The organism is Rhizobium sp. A22-96, from assembly GCF_053521805.1.
In genome coordinates, this window is sequence record NZ_JBNWDQ010000001.1 from 288,668 (window position 1) to 304,535 (window position 15,868).

General features: G+C 57.7%; 15 protein-coding genes. 7 read left to right on the forward strand and 8 right to left on the reverse strand.

The features are described from left to right. Nucleotides 1-9 precede the first annotated feature (9 nt). The 3 genes from ACQZ6F_RS01280 to ACQZ6F_RS01290 are packed head-to-tail and all read left to right on the forward strand — an operon-like array spanning nt 10 to nt 2,842. Nucleotides 10-945 carry a carbohydrate ABC transporter permease gene (locus tag ACQZ6F_RS01280; RefSeq protein ID WP_077468215.1) on the forward strand — a complete coding sequence of 312 codons (936 nt, stop codon included), beginning with the start codon at nt 10-12 and terminating at the stop codon, nt 943-945. Between the two features lie 3 nt (nt 946-948). Then, entirely contained in the window at nt 949-1,779 is an 831-nt protein-coding gene (locus tag ACQZ6F_RS01285; RefSeq protein WP_068392580.1) for a carbohydrate ABC transporter permease, read from the forward strand. Between the two features lie 4 nt (nt 1,780-1,783). After that, entirely contained in the window at nt 1,784-2,842 is a 1,059-nt protein-coding gene (locus tag ACQZ6F_RS01290) for an ABC transporter ATP-binding protein (RefSeq protein ID WP_077468214.1), read from the forward strand. 17 nt (nt 2,843-2,859) lie between these two features. On the opposite strand, the gene ACQZ6F_RS01295 is transcribed toward ACQZ6F_RS01290, so the two are convergent. Further along, nucleotides 2,860-4,005 (reverse strand): M24 family metallopeptidase, encoded by a 1,146-nt coding sequence (locus ACQZ6F_RS01295; protein ID WP_449095706.1) that lies wholly within the window; start codon nt 4,003-4,005, stop codon nt 2,860-2,862. 206 nt (nt 4,006-4,211) lie between these two features. On the opposite strand from ACQZ6F_RS01295, the gene ACQZ6F_RS01300 reads away from it, so the two are divergent. The 4 genes from ACQZ6F_RS01300 (at nt 4,212) to ACQZ6F_RS01315 (ending at nt 6,450) form a co-directional block, all read left to right on the forward strand. After that, on the forward strand, nt 4,212-4,439 hold the full coding sequence (locus tag ACQZ6F_RS01300; RefSeq protein WP_449095707.1) for a DUF1127 domain-containing protein: 228 nt from the start codon (nt 4,212-4,214) through the stop codon (nt 4,437-4,439). A gap of 69 nt (nt 4,440-4,508) precedes the next feature. Continuing rightward, the gene (locus ACQZ6F_RS01305; RefSeq protein ID WP_449095708.1) at nt 4,509-5,360 is read left to right on the forward strand and encodes a helix-turn-helix transcriptional regulator; all 852 of its coding nucleotides are present in this window, start codon (nt 4,509-4,511) and stop codon (nt 5,358-5,360) included. 80 nt (nt 5,361-5,440) lie between these two features. Further along, nucleotides 5,441-5,602 carry a hypothetical protein gene (locus tag ACQZ6F_RS01310; protein WP_169055479.1) on the forward strand — a complete coding sequence of 54 codons (162 nt, stop codon included), beginning with the start codon at nt 5,441-5,443 and terminating at the stop codon, nt 5,600-5,602. A gap of 206 nt (nt 5,603-5,808) precedes the next feature. Beyond that, on the forward strand, nt 5,809-6,450 hold the full coding sequence (locus tag ACQZ6F_RS01315; RefSeq protein WP_449095709.1) for a hypothetical protein: 642 nt from the start codon (nt 5,809-5,811) through the stop codon (nt 6,448-6,450). Between the two features lie 945 nt (nt 6,451-7,395). On the opposite strand, the gene ACQZ6F_RS01320 is transcribed toward ACQZ6F_RS01315, so the two are convergent. The 7 genes from ACQZ6F_RS01320 to ACQZ6F_RS01350 form a co-directional block, all read right to left on the reverse strand. Beyond that, entirely contained in the window at nt 7,396-8,661 is a 1,266-nt protein-coding gene (locus ACQZ6F_RS01320) for an ATP-binding protein (RefSeq protein WP_077468210.1), read from the reverse strand. Continuing rightward, a complete protein-coding gene (locus ACQZ6F_RS01325; RefSeq protein ID WP_077468298.1) occupies nt 8,658-9,389 on the reverse strand; it encodes a response regulator in 732 nt (243 codons plus the stop codon). Before ACQZ6F_RS01325 ends, ACQZ6F_RS01320 begins: the two co-directional genes overlap by 4 nt. Nucleotides 9,390-9,637: 248 nt before the next feature. Beyond that, nucleotides 9,638-10,657, reverse strand: a complete 1,020-nt coding sequence (locus tag ACQZ6F_RS01330; RefSeq protein ID WP_449095710.1) for a hypothetical protein — start codon at nt 10,655-10,657, stop codon at nt 9,638-9,640. 54 nt (nt 10,658-10,711) lie between these two features. Next, nucleotides 10,712-12,037: a glycosyltransferase family 4 protein gene (locus tag ACQZ6F_RS01335; RefSeq protein ID WP_077468208.1), complete on the reverse strand. Its 1,326-nt coding sequence runs from the start codon at nt 12,035-12,037 to the stop codon at nt 10,712-10,714. 34 nt (nt 12,038-12,071) lie between these two features. Beyond that, nucleotides 12,072-12,989, reverse strand: coding sequence for an FkbM family methyltransferase (locus ACQZ6F_RS01340; RefSeq protein WP_449095711.1), 918 nt, complete (start codon nt 12,987-12,989; stop codon nt 12,072-12,074). Between the two features lie 74 nt (nt 12,990-13,063). Continuing rightward, on the reverse strand, nt 13,064-14,236 hold the full coding sequence (locus tag ACQZ6F_RS01345; protein ID WP_077468206.1) for a polysaccharide biosynthesis/export family protein: 1,173 nt from the start codon (nt 14,234-14,236) through the stop codon (nt 13,064-13,066). A 57-nt stretch (nt 14,237-14,293) separates the two neighbouring features. Then, a complete protein-coding gene (locus ACQZ6F_RS01350; RefSeq protein WP_077468205.1) occupies nt 14,294-15,307 on the reverse strand; it encodes a helix-turn-helix transcriptional regulator in 1,014 nt (337 codons plus the stop codon). Nucleotides 15,308-15,868: the final 561 nt, after the last annotated feature.

Consider the following 15,868-nt stretch of genomic DNA (forward strand, 5'->3'; position numbering starts at 1 on the left):
CTCTTACAGATGACTTCGATCACCGACACGCTCGACAGGCGTCACGACCGCCGGCCGTGGCTGAAGCGCCTCGCCGACGCCTCGGAACCGTATCTCTACAGCGCCCCTGCCCTCATCCTCATCATCGCCGTGATGCTGGTGCCGCTGGCAATCGGCATATCCTACGCCTTCCGCGACATTCAGCTGCTCAATCCCTTTTCCGGGGGCTTCATCGGCCTGGAGCATTTTCGCGATCTCTCCAAGGACACGGCCTTTTACTGGGCGCTGAAGAATACCCTCTGGTGGACCGGTGCTTCCGTGGCGCTGCAGTTCATCTTCGGGCTGATCCTGGCGCTGTTGCTGGACAAACCGTTCTTCGGCAGGGCGATCGTGCAGGCATTGGTGTTTCTGCCCTGGGCCGTTCCGTCCTTCCTGGCCGGTCTCAATTGGTCGTGGCTGTTCAACCCCGTCATCGGGCCGATACCGCACTGGCTTTATGCGCTCGGCCTGATGAGCGAGCCTAGCAACATTCTGTCCGACCCGAACTATGCGATGTGGGGACCGATCGTCGCCAATGTCTGGTGGGGTATCCCGTTCTTTGCAATCACGCTGCTGGCAGCCCTTCAGGCGATCCCGCGCGATCTCTATGAGGCGGCTTCCATCGACGGCGCCGGCTGGTTCGAACGTTTCCGCTCGATCACGCTTCCCTTCCTCGCACCGACCATCGCCATTACCGTGCTATTGCGCACCGTCTGGGTCTCCAACTTCGCCGACCTGATCGTGGTCATGACCGGCGGTGGTCCCGCGGACCGCACGCAGATCGTCGCCAGCTACATCTTCACGCAGGCCTTCAAGCGGCTCGACTTCGGCTATGCCTCGGCCATTGCGCTGGTGCTCCTCGTTCTGCTTCTCGCCTATTCCATGCTAATCATCCTGCTGCGGCAGACCCTGCTGAACAAGGATTGAGCCATGAGACGATCCATCCTTCCCACCATCGCGCATCGGCTGGCGATCCTCTGCTATGTTCTCTTCGCACTCTTCCCGCTCTTCTGGCTGCTGAAGGTCTCGGTCACGCCGAATGACCTGCTCTATACGGAAGGCGTGCGCATGTGGCCGTCGCGCACGACATGGGAACACTATGCCTTCGTACTGCAGCACAGCGACTTTCCGACCTTCTTCAAGAACAGCGTGATCGTCGCCGGTTCGACGGCAATTGCAGTGACCATCTGCTCTTCACTCTCCGGCTACGCGCTCTCGCGCTTCAACTTCCGCGCCAAATACTGGATCGTGGCGCTGATGCTGCTGACGCAGATGTTTCCACTGGTCATGCTGGTGGCGCCGATCTTCAAGATCCTGACGCCGCTGCATCTGACGAACAGCCTCACCGGCCTCGTCATCGTCTACACCGCTTTCAACGTGCCCTTCGCCACCTTCCTGATGCAGTCTTTCTTCGATGGCATTCCTAAGGATCTGGAGGAGGCGGCCATGATCGACGGTGCAACGCAGTTCACGGCCTTCCGGCAGATCATCTTGCCGCTGACGCTGCCTGGGATCGCCGCAACGCTCGGCTTCGTCTTCACGGCTGCCTGGAGCGAACTGCTCTTCGCGCTGATGCTGATCAACGGCAATCAAGCCGCGACCTTCCCTGTCGGGCTTCTCACCTTCGTCTCAAAATTCTCAGTGGATTTCGGGCAAATGATGGCGGCGGGCGTCATGGCGCTCATTCCGGCCGCGCTCTTCTTCCTGCTCATCCAACGTTATCTTGTGCAGGGCCTGACGGCCGGCGCGGTCAAGGGTTAGTCAAATGGCATCGATCGATATCCAGAACGTCAAGAAGGCATATGGCCATGTGCAGGTGCTGCACGACATCGATCTCAGGATCAAGGACGGCGAGTTCGTCGTCCTCGTCGGTCCGTCCGGATGCGGCAAGTCCACCTTGCTGAGGATGATTGCGGGCCTTGAAGACATTAGCGGCGGCGAAATCCGCATTGCCGACAATCGTGTCAACGAGCTGCATCCGAAGGACCGCGACATAGCGATGGTCTTCCAGTCCTATGCGCTCTATCCGCATATGAATGTCGCCGGCAACATGAGCTACAGCCTGCGGCTCCGGAAGATGGCGAAAGAGAGCATCGCCAAGGCGGTCGCAGGAGCTGCGACGAAGCTCGGCCTCGATCCGCTGCTTGAACGCCGGCCGAAGGCGCTTTCCGGCGGCCAGCGCCAGCGCGTTGCCATGGGTCGCGCCATTGTGCGCCAGCCGAAAGCCTTCCTCTTTGACGAACCGTTGTCGAACCTCGACGCCCGTCTGCGCGAACAGATGCGGGCCGAGATCAAGAAATTGCATGGCGACCTGAAAGCGACCTCGATCTACGTCACCCACGACCAGATCGAGGCGATGACGCTGGCGGACCGGATCGTCGCCATGCATGGCGGGGTGGTTCAGCAGGTCGGCAGCCCGCTAGAACTCTACGACCGCCCCGCCAATCTCTTCGTTGCCGGCTTCATAGGCTCGCCCGGCATGAATTTTCTGGATGCGATCTATCAGGAGGGTGGCGTCAAGCTGAAGGATGGCACCTTCGTACCGCTTGCTGAATCGCTAAAGCTGACGTCCGGCGCAAAGGTAACCCTCGGCATCCGCCCGGAACATGTCGTCCTGTCCTCGGATCAATCCAACATGGCCGCAACCGTCGAGCTCATCGAGCCCACAGGCTTCGGCATCATCCTGCATCTTTCGCTGCATGGCCTGCCGTTCAAGGTATTTACGCTGGACCGCAGCGCGCTTAGCGCCGGGAACCAGGTCAATGTTGCCTTCCCGTCGCAGCATCTGCATGTTTTCGATGAGGATGGAAAAAGGGCGGCCTGAGCCGCCCTTTTCAGACGTTAATCCGCAAACGGGTTCGTCGGTCCTGTGGACGGCTGCGTAAACCAGCGCGGGCCGTCGGCCGTCATGTAGATATGATCCTCGAGCCTGATGCCGAATTTCTGCGGAAAGACGATCATCGGCTCGTTCGAGAAGCACATGCCGACTTCAAGCGGTGTCGCATTGCCGCGCACGATATAGGGCTCTTCGTGGATCTCCAGCCCTAGGCCGTGGCCGGCGCGGTGCGGCAATCCGGGCAGCTTGTAGTCGGGACCCAGCGAATGTTTCGCGAGAACCGAACGCGCGGCATCGTCGAGGCTCGAGCAGGCAGCACCGAGCTTGGCGGCATCGAAGACCGCCTGCTGCGCTTCCCGCTCGATCGCCCAGGCGTCTTCAAAGGCGCTATCGCCGGCTTTCAGCTTGTATGTTCGCGTCAGATCTGAGTGATAGCCGTCAATGCGGGTGCCGGTGTCCACGAGGATGACATCGTTTTCGGCGAGCGTCTGGTCACCATTGGCGCCATGCGGCAGCGACGTCGCCTCGCCGAAGGAGACGATGCAGAAGGTCGAGCCGCCGTGAGCGCCAACCTCGCGATGCCGTCGATCGATGAACTCAACCACTTCGGAGGCGCGGATACCGGGCTTGAGCAAGGCGTGGGCCTGCTTGTGGATGCCAAGCGTCAAGTTCATCGCATATTGAATGAGGGCGATCTCGGCAGGAGATTTGATACGGCGCAGGCGGTTGACGATCGGTCCGCCGTTTCTCAACCGCTCGGCACCGAGTTCCGCGGCCAGCGCATGATAGAAGAACAGCGGCATGTTGTCGTCGAGCGCCAGAATGCCCTTGTCGCCGAGCAGACGTGCGATGAGAGCTGCGCTGCTCTCCTCCTCCTGCCATTCGAGGATTTCGGCGGGCAGATGCGTCAGCGTCTCGACGCGGCTGCGTTCGAAACCAGGAACGATGTAGTAAAGCTCGGTCGGCGTCACCAGCGCGCCGAGGAACCGCTCGCTTGCATGCCAGACGAGGCCGGTGAAGTAGCGCAGGCTTTCACTCGGCCCAAGCAGCATGCCGGCGAGCCCCTCCGCATCCAGCAACTGGCGAAGCCGTGCGAGGCGTGCCCGCTTTTCCTCTTCTGTGATCCGGGGGACTGGATGTTGCCACGACATTTTTCGACTCCTCAATATTCCAAATCGTATAGGCTTCGCGCCGCATCGGCACGGTGAGAGCGACACTAATAATCTTGTAGGCAAAATGTCGACAAGGAAAAACAAATTGCCGAAGTCGGCATCGTGATCGCTAAATTATCTGACAGCGCGAATAGGCCGCCAGTGGTTGATTGTCTCCATCGAAACACATGATCGAGGAGATCAACATGCAAACTTCCAGCATCGCAATCCAGTCCGCACGCGTCCGGACTTCAAGCAAATCCGGGCGGACGTCGCTCTCAGTCTTCATGGGGGCAATCCGACTGCTCGCGTGCAAGCTGGCTGAGCGGCGCAACCGAAATGCACTGATGGAGCTTTCGGACGATCAGCTGAAGGATATCGGCCTTTCGCGCGGCCAATCCGGGAGTGACGTTCATATTTACAGCCGCTACTAAAAAGATGGCGCAGAACATGTTAGCTTCATGCAACGCGACAGGCATATGCGGCATAATGGGAATTGCGGCATGTCACTGATTTCGACAGCTCTGCTGCTGAAAACGAATACGGTTATCATCCGCGATGTCGTGTGCAACGGTGAATGCCGTCACAAGAGCGACGAGGAATGTGCGCACAAGACAAGCCTCGTCTATCCCTATCGCGGCGTCTTCAAGCGCCATGTAGGCCAGAATGACGTGGTCGCCGAGGCCAATCAGGTCGTGTTCTTCAATGGCGGACAGGACTATCGGATCAGCCATCCTGTCGAAGGCGGCGATTCCTGTCTCGATCTTTCGATCGACGAGTCCGTCCTTCATGAACTTGCTCCAGCGGACCAGGTGCAGACCGGCGAAGGCGTCACCTTTCGCCGGCAGCGTCGTCGCGTCGATCCGCGCGCCCAGGCTCTCGTCGCACTTCTTCGCCACGGCTTGAGCCGCAACATCGCCGAAAGCCTTGAAGGCGAGACCCTGGCCTTGACGCTCGTGCGCCGCTCGCTTGGTGAGCGGACATCACATGCCGCCGGCGCGAGCTTTGGGCGGCAGAAACTCGTCGATCGGGCAAAGCTCGTCCTGTCTTCCGATCTCGCCCGCCGATGGACGCTTGCCGAAATCGCCAGGGAGGTCGGGGTATCGCCGGTTTACCTCACTCAGGTCTTCCAGCAGGTCGAGGCCATGCCGCTCTATCGGTATCAACTGCGGCTGCGGCTGGCGCGTGCGCTCGATCTTCTTGGCCAATATAACGACCTGACCATGCTCGGGCTCGATCTCGGCTTTTCCAGCCATAGCCATTTCAGCGCCAGCTTCAAGCAGACCTATGGCCTGACGCCCGCAGAATTCCAGCGTTCGGCACAGTTGAAGCCGAAGCACTATACTACTCGCTAAAGATTCCGACAGCGCCGACTTGGCGATCGGTGGTCTGATGATCCCGCCCTGATTGAGGGATTTTTGAAAAGGATCACGCCATGAAGAAAACCACATGCGCCGCCTGCGACTGTGAACTCGGTACCGATGTCATCAAGGTTAACCTCGGAGGCAAGTCCGTCGAGGTCTGCTGCGAGGAATGTGCCGCGGCATTGAGGGAGGCCGACCAGTCGACGTCGGCGTCTTCGCTCGGCAAGGAATAGAGACCCGATTCACCTGCCAATGAAGCCGCGCCCGGAGTGCGGCTTCATTGGCAGAAAGTTGTAATGAATTGTTGCCTCGGGCTTCACAGCAAACTTCGTTCGCAACATTCGCCCGTCAGAACATATTCGGAAATATCGAGAACTATTGCATTCATACGATTTCGTTAGCCTCGGTATCAGTAATCGCAACAAAGGCAATACTGATCATGAAGCAACGATACATCATCGCAACCTTGCTAGTGACAGCGATCGGCGGCATGGCCGCCCCGGCTCTCGCCGCCGAACCGACTGCCACACTGGACGCACAAAACCCTGCTGTCGCGGAAGCGGCGCAGCCCATCCAGGATCACGCGCCGCCGACCGGTTGGCCCTGGCCCGGCCCTCACATGCATCCGCCAATGATGGCCTTTGGCGAAGGCGGCCCCATGCCCCCCTTCGGACCACCCGGCGGCTTCCCTCACGGCCCGAATCCCGCGCTGGAACTCGCCGGCAAGCTTTCGGCCATGGAAACGCTGATCGGCATTCGCAGCACTCAGCTTGACGCCTGGAGGGATTATACCAGCGCGCTGACGGATCTGCTGGCCTTTCCGAAGCATCGGCCACCGGGCCAGCCAGAGGCAGGTGACGAAGCTGCGTCACAGCCCGTGCATGGTACCGACAATCAAGCCGATGGCTCGAAAGAACTCTTTGGCGAACGGATAGCCGATCGTGTGCTGGATCGCGCCGCCAAGGCGACTGTCCTCAAGGATAAAGCCACTGCCCTGCGCAATGTGCTGACTGCCGATCAAGTGGCCAAACTCGAAGACGCCGAGCGCTCGCTCGTTCCTGGTCCCCACATGTTCCGCTAATCCGACCACACGGACGGAACACGCCTTCCTCTCCGCCTCCAGCCGATTGAGATTCCCCCCGGACGCCCTCATCGGCTGGACAGAGCGGCCCTTTAAAGGGCCGAAAGGCTCGGGAACACCCCGCCCGGTGTTCCCGAGCCATTGGCGTTTATACATCCTCTGCTTTGCCAGAATCTCAATCAAGCCCGACGGCCCTATCCTTGCCGTCAGCCGGCAAGATTGGCGACCTCATCAAGACATTCTCTATCGGATGATTATTGGGCTGTCGCTGATGGCGCCTCTGCTTCAGAGCAGCGAATCTCAGGCGATGCTTTGCTGCGCAAGACGAAGCCTGGCGGCAAGGAATGTGCCTATGCCCTCTGATCGGCACTGGCCTGCATTTGGCCGTATCCAGATAGCCATGTGTCCGACGCCTTGATCTGGGCAAGGCACTATCAGTGCACCAATTTTCAGGAGAGTTTGTCCCGCTTCAAGGGTAATCCGGCTTCGCCAGTCGTGTTGGGGGCGTCATGGCGAAGCCGGGTATGCGGGGCGATCAAAGCCTGCTCGAGCACAGCATCTGATCGACTGCAATTCTACATTAATTGGCACCCACAGCATTTCCGAATATTGCTGAAAAGAGGCATTTTAGCGAAATTTAGTGTCTCTGCTTTTCTACTTCACTGTTATTATTTGATAAGTTTTGAGAACTTAATGAGGTGCCAACATTTATTGAAATTTTCGAAAGTTCTACGCAAGTAAATCCTGCTTTGATACAAATTTCCAGTGAAAAATCCGAGGATCATGAGCCTTCTTTAACTGAAAGGGCCAAGCTGATTCAACTGCCGCATTACGGCATCTTCGTAGGGAGGTAAGTTCAAATCATTGCTGAGAGCGTTCGGATCTTTATCTCAAGACATGAGAACGCGATCCTCGCGGTGGCTTAAACCGTCAGCTCAAATCGGCTTAGCTCGCGGATTTGCAGTTGGCACTTTTGAATGACACCACCTGCTCCAGACCCGTGGGTTGTCTGTTACGCACGATGATCTCTCCCCCGAAGCGGGTGACGATTTCGCGCGCGATGGCCATGCCTAGACCCGCACCAGGAAAGGATTTTTGCCTAGCTATGTCGATCCGGAAAAATGGCTCGAATACCTGATTGAGCCGCTCCTCGGGTATGCCGGGGCCAGTATCGATGATTCTCACCACTGCCCTGTTGCCAAGATGAGTGACCGTCACTGTTGCCGATTGGCCATGTGTCGCACTGTTTATCAGCAGATTGCGCAGCGCTCTCGTCACCGCCAACGGCCCTGCGCTGATCGTTGTGGGCTCCAGTTCGCCGCTGTTGACGTTCATATCGATCGCCTTCAGCTCGTCAACAATGTCCTGGACGATTGCATCGAGCCTGACCTGCTCCAGGCTATCGTTGGAAATCTCCTCTCGCACCAGCCTGATCGCGCTGTCGGCAATCCTGTCGAGCTCCTCGAGGTCGGCGAGCCATTTCTGCCGCTCTTCCTCGTCCTGGATGAACTCGGCGCGCAAGCGCATGCGCGTCATGGGAGTCCTGAGATCGTGCCCTGCGGCGGCGACAAGCCGCATGCGGCTTTCGGTGGCAGCCTTCACTCTGGCCGAGAGGCCGTTCAGCGCTTGCGCGGTGACGCGGATTTCTCCCGGGCCACTTTCCGGTATGTGCGGCAGCGTGCCGTCAGGATTGATGGCCGCTACGGCCTCTTCCAGCAGACGGAGAGGCTTCATGATTTTCGAAGCCGCGAAAATGGAAACCAGGACGCTGCCGATGATGATCAGGCCTAGCCACCCCGCCAATATTTTCCAGCCCCCCGGCGGTGGGCCGTGTTGCGGCATCGGCGTGATGAGCCATGTGCCGTCGGAGAGCTTCAGCGACGCAATCATCTCTCCTGCCGATTGGTGGGATATGATCGCCTCGCGCATGCCGGAGATCCGGAACAGCGCCTCCATGAGAAAACGGGATAGTTCCTCGTCTCGCGGGCCATCGGCAGGCATCGGAGCGAAGATCAACCCGGCGGAGGCGGCCGTCGCTTTGTCCTTCTCGGCAAAGGTTGCCATAATGGCGAGCTGGCGGGCCATCGGCTCGATCATCATATTTGGCCGGGGGCCGCGCATCACAAGGCTTGCCACGAATGATGAGGAGATGACGACCAGGACGATGGCTGTCAGCAGGAGCAACGCCAGGCGCGCGCCCAACGACCTCATGAATCACCCTTTATTGCCACCACCGGCACGACAAGCTGATAACCGCCATTGCGGATCGTCCGGAAGATCGGTTCGTCGGCTGTCTCGCCGAGCTTGCGGCGCAGCCGGCTCATCAGAACATCGATAGATCGATCGGCGGGATCGCGATCACGGCCTTGCGTCAAATCGAGCAATTGATCACGCGACAACAATCGGCCGGCGCGTTCCAGAAATGCTTTCAGCAGATCGAATTCGGCTCCGGTCAGCGAGATCGCCTCGCCATTATCTCTGGCGACCCGGCGAAGCTGCGGATCGAGCATCATGTCGCCGAACTGAAACCGTCTTTGTTCGGGTTCGACCGAAAGATCTTCATGAGTACGACGCAGGACGGCGCGAATGCGCGCCGCGAGCTCACGCGGATTGAACGGTTTGCCGAGATAATCATCCGCGCCGATCTCAAGTCCGAGAATTCGATCTATGTCCTCCTTGAGGGCAGTCAAGAGGATCACCGGCACCCTCGGACGCCGGTTTCGAAGGTCGCGGCACAGATCGAGGCCCGATCCATCGGGAAGCATCACATCCAGGACGATAAGGTCGGGAGGGCGCCGGTTGAGCGCATCGTTGCATCCGCGAAGATCGCCCGCCGTTGATACACGGAAGCCCTGCTCCTCAAGATACCGGCTGAGGAGCGAGCGAATCTCGTGGTCGTCGTCGACTATCAGGATGTCCGGTGCAGCGGTCGCATTCATAGGCTTCATTCCATTTTTCCCAACCGTTATACGAGTTATCAATCCTCTGAAAAGGAGGGGTTTGCGGCACTAATACGGAAAATCTGCTATGGGAAACCTTGATTTACAAAATTCTGGGCGTTGGAAACGTTCAGCAATACAATAATGTCATCAGGCAAGGTAGAGCACGACCAATAAGGCAGCAAAATACGCGGCAACCGCCGGGTATCTGCCATCCTTAAAACGGCACTGGAAGGGTATTGCCTATACTACGCGGCCCTGAGCCATTCGATGCTCCAGGCTGAAAGCCGCCCTTCGATGGCACCACTATCCATCATCAGCCGTATTTCGATCGGAGTACGTGGATCAAGCACTTCCACCGGAACCGCGGTCTCGAATGAGCCGGTGCCTTGCGGGCACACGCGCAGCCTTCCCAGCAGCTCGTTTGCGTGGATTTCCAGAGTAAAGATCTGGCCGTGGCAATCTTCCTCGACGTCGAAGAGAAATTTGGCATCCCATCGGCCGGAAGGTAGATGGAGATACGGGCCATAGATGAGGCAGCGAGCGCCACCGGTCAGATCCAGACTACTATCGAGGCCTTCTCCCAATCGGTCACCCGCCAGGAACGTTTCACGAGGCCAGAAGATGGAGGGGCGCGCAGTCTCGGTGCGGCCGAACTGCAGTGGTCGCAAAACTTTGCCCGCAAGCTCACGCAATGATTCGCTGAGCTCTGGCACTTCCTCTTTCGGCGTCAGATATCCCACGATCACCGCTGCCGCTGCTTCCTCCAGTTTCGGTGCGCCGGTGTTCGATGCCCCGTCTGGAGAACCCATGCCGACGTGCAGCAGAGCGCTGGAAATCTGCTCGAATGTAAGCTCGGTGCTAAAATGTTCGTCTATCTTTTTGAGTAGCAGATCAATGCTGCTTCGCTGCCCGATGTCATTGCGTCGCAAGACGAGCCCGGCCGCCGCGCTTGTCAGCGGTTCGAGGCAGGCGAGGCTGGCCGAAACGGCCCTGACCAGCCCGAAGTCCCGCTGATCGGTCGCGCGTGCAAGATAGGAGACCGCATCTATCGGATCTTCGAGGCACAACAAAAAAGGGACATTAATCTTGACAATCAGTTCCGATAACCTGGCCTCAGGGAATTGCGAGACCAGCACGGCATGCGTGCCGGACCGGCTCTGGACATGCTGCTTCAGGTCCTCGATCGTATCAGTCGTGATGATCGTATATTCGCCGAAGGCTTCACGCGCCAGCGCGTGAACAGCAGCAACGCCCCAGGAAGACATGACGCCAGGCATGCCGAAAGCAAAGAGGATGGTCATCGTCGAACCCTCCCATACCTATCCGTTGAGGAGAGTATCATAAAGAGTACTCACCTTCTGCTGATATCGTTCCGTCGAGAAGCGCGCCGCTTGCTTCGGTCCGGCCTTGGCATAAGCGTCGCATAGTGCATCGTCCTGATCGAGGCTGGTGATGGCCTTGCGCATGTCCTCGGTATTGTAGGGATCGACGAGCAACGCAGCCTTTCCGGCGATTTCGGGGATAGATCCCTCGGTCGAGCTCAGGACTGGCGTCCCCAATTGCATGGATTCGAGAACTGGCAGCCCGAACCCTTCGTAAAGCGAGGGGAAAAGCACCGCTCGCGCGCCGCGGATCAAGCTGATCAGCAGCGGATAGGATACGAAGTCGAAACGCTGTATCTGCCGCTGCGGCACGATCCGGTCTTCGGAGCGAACGTAGAAGCGGAAGCGATCGTCATCGATCAATTCCTTTGTCTCCGCGCCTTTCCAGCCCGGCGCGCCAACGATGATCAGCGGCTTTGTCGTCTTTGCGGCGAGATAGGCCTCGATCAATCGGGAGATGTTCTTCTTGGGTTCGAAGGCGCCAAAGAACAGGAAATATCCCTTCCAATCGAGATGAAAGATGCCGGCAATCTCATCGGCGATAACGTCCTCCGTCTTTTCCCGGAGCGACTCGGGCACATGCACCGCCTGATACGTGTTGGTAATGCGGGATTCATCGACGCCAAGCACATTGATGATGTCGGCCCGCGAGGTGTCGGAGACCGTAACGATATGGTCGGCTCGTTTCACCAGAGCCCGCAACATCTTGTAATGATAGCGTTTGTCGTCCTCGGTCAGATAGGGCAAGCGCAACGGCACCAGATCGTGGATCGTGTAGACGTTCAACGCCCTCTTCGCCACGAGCGGCAGAGGGTAGGTGCAGTGCAGAAGGTCCGGTTGCGCATCGAACTTCATGGACAGGCTGTTGCCGTAACGTTTGAAATGATGGCGAGCGAGCTGGAACACGTCATTTGACGCATAGACCATGCCGGAGTCGCCGAACTGAGACTGAACCGATTTCAGAATAACAGTCCCGCTCAATGTTATCGGAACAGGCTTCACTCCGAATGGAGCGCCGATCTGTCGGCGCAGCCAGCGGCGGGCGATGAAGCTAGCCCCAGGCTTGCGGTTGCTGGCATCATCGAACAACACCACTTCCCGCAGGATGGGATCCTTTGGAACTTTTCCGGCCAATCCATGGACGACCCCGGTCTGATATCCGAGCGAATGGGCAGCAGACATCAACCCCCTGGTATAGGTGGCGACCCCGGTTCCTTTGCTCAATGAAAGGTTGAGACCGTCGTAAAGGATCGTCTTGCTCACGCCTGCCCTCCTCTGTTTTCAGCCGTCTCCGGCCTCACGCCGGTTTGTTGGGGGAAAGAACGAGCAGGGAATCATCGCTTGCGTATTTGGACAGCAGGTCCTCGCGCGCAACCGGCACGGCTTCACCGCTGAAATCGAGACGCCGTATCGAGCCATAAATAGCGGCGAGCCGATCGAAAAAGCCGCCGGCATCCGTGTATCGTGCCGGATTAAACTCCACGACAATCATCGGCCGGTGACGGCTTATGGTTTCGCTCATCCCTTCGAAGATGAACTCCTCAGCCCCTTCGGCATCGATCTTGATGAAATCGACGCGCTCGCACGATGCACTCAGCCGATCGAGTGTCGTGACCGGAACCCTGATGACGCTGCCGTCCTCGATGCGGGGAACGAAGCCTTCCAGGACGATCAGCGCGTTCTTCGGTTCATTATGCGGCACGTAGAGAGGCGCGTCACCTGAAGCGTTCCTGCCAAGCGCCAGACCTTCGATGCGCGTCCGCCCGATCATTCCGTTCAGCTCGGCGCTGCGACGTAGGAAATCCGCAGCGTGGGGATTGGGCTCCACGGCGACCACCTGACCTTTGGCGCCAACAAGCTCGGCCAGAAGGACGGAATAATAGCCAAAGTTGGCGCCGACATCGATGGCGGTCATGCCACGCTTCACGTTGCGGGCGCAGAATAGCGTCAGCCATATTTCCCAAAAGCCGTCCAGAAGGATGTGTGACCCAAAGCCTCTGTCGCGGGTATCGACATAGAGTTTGTAGCGCCCCAGCACGCGGACCAGAGCGGTATTATTGCCGAGATATGCGCTGCTCACGCGTTGCAAAATAGCAATCTCGGCTTGCTGCCGATCGAAGGCGATCAATTCATGGAGGTGCAGCAGCGCGGACGTACCCATTTTATTCCCCTCAAACCAACCTGCGTTTAGTGCAGTCCGTAGGCCGGACAACATTGTGATGGCTCCCTCAATCTCTGCTACGTCATTTCCGCTTTCCGCGTCGGTTGCTTGCCGGCGAACCTATGCCGTCAGTTCGCCGTGGTTGCTGCTATGCCTACGGATGCTGCATTCAATGCCGTTCCGGTAAGGCCCTGGAAGAGACCCATGAATTTCTGGATATCGATCGACGAGGCATTGGAAATGTAGATGATATCCCGTGGTTGGACCTCGAAGTTCTGCATCGTCAGGAGCGTCGAACCATTCTTCAAGTCGAAGCGGTATACGATCGGAACCAGGCCTCCTCGCCGAAGAAGCGGATTGTTGGGCGCGACGACACGGCGAGCCACCTCCTGCGTTTCGTAGCGGAAGAGGAAGACACCGGAGACATCGGCGCGAGTATCCTGCAAGCCTCCTGCGCGAGCGACCGCATTGGCCATGCTCAGATGCTGCACACTGAAGGGTACTTCGCCATTCTGGCCCGACGCCCCGAGGATCGTATAGGTGTTCGGCGAGCGGACGACGGTGATCACGTCTTCTGGTCGCAATCTTATATTTTCGCGCGGGCTCTGAACGATCGCGGTGAAGGGAAGATGCATCGTTCTCCCCTGCCTCGTCAGATAGACGACGCTCTCGTTGACGCCAGCGCGCAAGCCTCCTGCCGCAGCGATTGCATCAAGCACCCTTTCGCCGGCCGGCGAAAGCGAAACACGTGCGCCGCCAGCAACTTCGCCGGTGACTGTGACGGTGTTTGCGACGCTTTGCTGCACGGTCACCAGCGCTTGAGGCTGAACGGCCTTTCCGGCGAGACCGGAGACCACGGCGCGCTCGACAGCCGCAGGTGTCTGGCCTGCGGCGGTTATGCGGCCCACGTAGGGAATGCTGATCGTTCTGTCGGCGTTTACCGTCTGTGGCGGGATCGTGACCGCGCTACCGGTTGCCTGCTGTTGGCTTGAGATAGCGGAGGCCGTTCCAAATAGGCTGCCGGGTGGCGCTTCCCAGAGGCTCACCGAAACGACGTCACCCACCGCAATGCGCAATCCGGGATCTCGCGCGCCTTCGCCGAAATAGGCAGCTAGGCTCGGTTCGGGCCGAGCGGCAAAGTTGACCATTGCCGGCGATGTCACATTGACCAATGCAAACGGCGGTACCGCGCGTGCCGCCGCCTCCTCCAGTATTCGGGAGGCCTTAGGTCCGGCCTCCGGTAGTGCACAGCCCGTAAGAACGCAGGCAAGAACAAAGAGCAGTCCAAACTTCAATGGCATCGATTATCCTGAACGGCACGGAGGCGGTTATGACTGGGCTTCGATGTGCTCAGCGCACTATGCTGTCCTGGCATCGTCACTATGCTCCCGGGTAAAACGAAGGATCGATGAGGGGCTAAAGCCATAAGCGTGCTTGTAGAGAACGGAGAACCGTCCGGGATTGGAGAACTGCAGGCTCATTGCCAGATCGGTGATGCTCTCCGCCTGTCCGCCCTTGATGGCTCCATGTGCGGCGGCAAGCCGGTAGTTACATAAAATTCCCATCGGCGTATCGCCGCGATAAGTCTTGAACATGCGTTGCAGGGCGCGCGCACTGCAGCTGGCTGCATTGGCGAGATCTTCCAGCATGATCGCGTTATGCAGATTGTCGCGCATGAATGCCTCGGCTCGCAGAAGCTGCCGCGGTGCATCCTCCAATGTGCCTCGGCTAAAGGCGTCGGTCAGATTATGCGGGAGCTTTGCAAACAGCTTGACTAGCAGCAGTTCGCTGTAGGCCTTTGCCAACATCACCCGTTCGGCCGGGCGCGCAGTCATAAGATCTTTTTCAGCCTGACGAAGAGTTTGGTAGAGACCTTGAGCGCCGCCCTGGCGAAAACTGACTGGCGAGAGAGAAAACTCCTGCACATAGGGCTTGCCCGTCAATTCCTCGAAATGCTGCCTTAAAACGGGTTCTGGTATTTGAAATACGAGCCACGAGCTTCGCGGTTTGATATCCAGCCGCTTGCCGTTACGGTCAGTGATGCTAGCGACACTGTTGGCAGGGATGCGCAGTTTCTTTTGCATCCTTCTGTGGTTGACCTCTATCTCTCCCGCCAGAACAAATATGATGCTCACACGCGGCAGATCGTGTTTGGCCACCCCTTCCAGCGCTCCAGAATGTTCAGCGCTGATGATGGAGGCGGATTGAAGGGGTTGCTTGCTGAATTTAAAGGAATAATCGCCGCTGGAATCCGAAGGAACCGACCATTTCCAATTTGGCTCAAGCACGTCAAGATTGCGAACTATTGCATCACGAGAGTATACCTCAAAAGTCCCAACGCATTGTTCGACAACTCTTCCCAGCATCGCCATCCGCTATCCTACTCAAAATCGTAAGTTGCATATTAGAAATCACTTAAATTTGATTTCTACTCAGGTCAGATTTTTTAGCGTCCTCTACGATGACTCCATGGTCTCATCCCCTTCGATAGTTCTAACGGGGTATAATCATTCAGCTTACCTTACATTATTCATTGTTAAATTAGCACATCAATTTTTGACAACACAGTACAGATAGTGACGATGTTATACAGAATCCTACCGCCTCTCATTCTCGCAGAAGGCGAAATTGCGTTCGCGACATCGTCGGACAAAATGCATCCGATCAAATAACTATATTGGTCGGGCATGTTATCAAGGGTTGAATATTAATATTCTAATTTAGTAAGTACAGCTGTGCGTGGAGATAGTTGCGAGTGCGGTATCAAAACACCACTGCAGAAACGCTGAAAAGCAGACGAAGCAATCCAAGCAACCGGTAGGCGCGTAACGTCACTCCATTTGTGCGATATACGAACATAATTCGATTCAGGGCCTTCGCGGCGACAGGCGACGGTTGAATCGACTTTAAAGTCGTGTCGAACATGGAGGAGC

What these genes read in the sequence shown, in the direction of transcription:
- ACQZ6F_RS01290 (WP_077468214.1), top strand. Translation starts at nt 1,784, where the DNA reads ATGGCATCGATCGATATCCAGAACGTCAAGAAGGCATATGGCCATGTG.
- ACQZ6F_RS01345 (WP_077468206.1), bottom strand. Translation starts at nt 14,236, where the DNA reads ATGCCATTGAAGTTTGGACTGCTCTTTGTTCTTGCCTGCGTTCTTACG.
- ACQZ6F_RS01295 (WP_449095706.1), bottom strand. Translation starts at nt 4,005, where the DNA reads ATGTCGTGGCAACATCCAGTCCCCCGGATCACAGAAGAGGAAAAGCGG.
- ACQZ6F_RS01330 (WP_449095710.1), bottom strand. Translation starts at nt 10,657, where the DNA reads ATGTCTTCCTGGGGCGTTGCTGCTGTTCACGCGCTGGCGCGTGAAGCC.
- ACQZ6F_RS01320 (WP_077468210.1), bottom strand. Translation starts at nt 8,661, where the DNA reads ATGAGGTCGTTGGGCGCGCGCCTGGCGTTGCTCCTGCTGACAGCCATC.
- ACQZ6F_RS01315 (WP_449095709.1), top strand. Translation starts at nt 5,809, where the DNA reads ATGAAGCAACGATACATCATCGCAACCTTGCTAGTGACAGCGATCGGC.
- ACQZ6F_RS01305 (WP_449095708.1), top strand. Translation starts at nt 4,509, where the DNA reads ATGTCACTGATTTCGACAGCTCTGCTGCTGAAAACGAATACGGTTATC.
- ACQZ6F_RS01285 (WP_068392580.1), top strand. Translation starts at nt 949, where the DNA reads ATGAGACGATCCATCCTTCCCACCATCGCGCATCGGCTGGCGATCCTC.
- ACQZ6F_RS01350 (WP_077468205.1), bottom strand. Translation starts at nt 15,307, where the DNA reads ATGGCGATGCTGGGAAGAGTTGTCGAACAATGCGTTGGGACTTTTGAG.
- ACQZ6F_RS01310 (WP_169055479.1), top strand. Translation starts at nt 5,441, where the DNA reads ATGAAGAAAACCACATGCGCCGCCTGCGACTGTGAACTCGGTACCGAT.
- ACQZ6F_RS01300 (WP_449095707.1), top strand. Translation starts at nt 4,212, where the DNA reads ATGCAAACTTCCAGCATCGCAATCCAGTCCGCACGCGTCCGGACTTCA.
- ACQZ6F_RS01340 (WP_449095711.1), bottom strand. Translation starts at nt 12,989, where the DNA reads ATGTTGTCCGGCCTACGGACTGCACTAAACGCAGGTTGGTTTGAGGGG.
- ACQZ6F_RS01280 (WP_077468215.1), top strand. Translation starts at nt 10, where the DNA reads ATGACTTCGATCACCGACACGCTCGACAGGCGTCACGACCGCCGGCCG.
- ACQZ6F_RS01325 (WP_077468298.1), bottom strand. Translation starts at nt 9,389, where the DNA reads ATGAATGCGACCGCTGCACCGGACATCCTGATAGTCGACGACGACCAC.